Source organism: Mesorhizobium sp. M1A.F.Ca.IN.020.06.1.1, assembly GCF_004023265.1.
Classification (GTDB): Bacteria; Pseudomonadota; Alphaproteobacteria; order Rhizobiales; family Rhizobiaceae; genus Mesorhizobium.
Window position 1 is genome coordinate 1 of sequence record NZ_RZSR01001507.1, and the last position, 850, is coordinate 850.

The following is an 850-nucleotide window of genomic DNA, read 5'->3' on the forward strand; positions in this document are numbered from 1 at the left end:
GTTCAGGGCGCTGTCCGCCTCGCCCGGCTGATCGAATGTCTGCACCATCGACTGGCCGTTCGTTCCGATGCGGCCCCAGTTGCGGATGACCGAAGCGCCTCCGAACAGCGTTGGCTGGATCGCCAGCACATAGAAGCGCCGCATGTTCCGCATTGCGTCGATGCGGCGAAGATGAACGGGTCCGGTTTCCTTGCTCGACATGGGCCCCAGTCTCGCTTCCTTCGGAAGCGCCGTCCAACGACTTTGCTGAATCGATCCCGGCTGACCGATTCACGCCGCTGATGCGTCAGTGGCACCAGCCCCGCCGGGCCCCGTCCCATGAGCGGGCAAGGCCCTCGGCGATCAATGTCTCGCCGATCGATCGCCCGTTTCTGGTCACGGTCCTGAGCTTCCGCTCATGTTGGTCCCCGTCGCGCCAGCCGGCCACCAGTGAGAACTTTCCTGCGTTCAGCAACTCCCGTAGCCTGCGCTTGGCCGCCTCACCCTTTACCCGCTCCGCCTCGCAACGCGGCCGGCTCAACTCCGGCGTGTCGATGTCGGCAATCCTGATCTTCACACCCTGATGCCAGAACGTGTCGCCATCCACCACGCAGGTCACGCGGGGACCGTCGCCGCATATTGAAAACGAAGCCGAAAGCGCGTCCTGTTGTGACGCTGAAACGAATGCCGGCATTCCCGCGGTCCCTCCCGGTCGGCCGAGTTGGTAAGCGCCGAACACCGCCGCTGCGATAAGTGCGCCGACGGCCAATTTCGCAATCGCCGATCCGATTTTCCGACGCGATGATTTTCGCCGACCGACGGGCTGTTTCCCGCGCGGCGTCTTCGGTTTGCCGAAGCGCGTTCGTTTCTT

The 850-nt window shown here is 63.8% G+C and carries 2 protein-coding genes; both read right to left on the reverse strand.

The genetic code is table 11. The features are described from left to right. Positions 1-201: WGR domain-containing protein (locus EOA60_RS35165; RefSeq protein WP_128312738.1), on the reverse strand; the 201-nt coding region annotated here is incomplete at its 3' end. A gap of 85 nt (positions 202-286) precedes the next feature. After that, the gene (locus EOA60_RS35170; protein ID WP_128312739.1) at positions 287-673 is read right to left on the reverse strand and encodes a thermonuclease family protein; all 387 of its coding nucleotides are present in this window, start codon (positions 671-673) and stop codon (positions 287-289) included. Positions 674-850: the final 177 nt, after the last annotated feature.